The 507-nt window shown below is 49.3% G+C and carries 1 protein-coding gene; it reads left to right on the plus strand.

The window, feature by feature from the left end; genetic code table 11:
• Nucleotides 1–29: 29 nt before the first annotated feature.
• A partial coding sequence (locus JJQ72_RS20320; protein WP_347880785.1) for a reverse transcriptase domain-containing protein occupies nt 30–507 on the plus strand: 478 nt, incomplete at its 3' end.

Genomic DNA, 507 nt, shown 5'->3' on the forward strand with positions numbered 1-507 from the left:
GTTCAAGTTTCATAAGGAGGTACGAGTCAGTGAATGCCAAACGGCTAACAACACCAAAGGAAAACGTTCAACAACTCCAAGAGAAACTAGGTCATGCGGCCAAGGAAAGCAAGAAGCGAAGGTTTCACGCGTTGTACGACAAGGTCTATCGAATAGACATCCTGTGGGAGGCATGGCGAAGAGTACGAGCTAATAAGGGTTCAGCTGGAATCGACGGAGAGACACTGGCAGACATCGAGAAACAAGGAGAGGTGCTCTTTGTACACGAATGTCAACGTCTTCTTAAGGAAGGCAATTATCATCCGCAACCTGTAAGGCGCCACTACATTCCGAAGAAGGATGGCAAAAAGCGACCGCTGGGCATTCCCACGGTGAGAGACCGCGTCATCCAGATGGCAGCGAAACTCGTCATGGAACCGATCTTCGAGGCGGATTTTCAGGAAACGTCATTCGGATTCAGGCCAAAACGAAGTGCAAAGCAAGCGTTAGATCGCATTCGGAAAGCAT

The organism is Paenibacillus sp. F411 (genome assembly GCF_017582705.1).
Taxonomy (GTDB): domain Bacteria; phylum Bacillota; class Bacilli; order Paenibacillales; family Paenibacillaceae; genus Paenibacillus_AQ; species Paenibacillus_AQ algicola.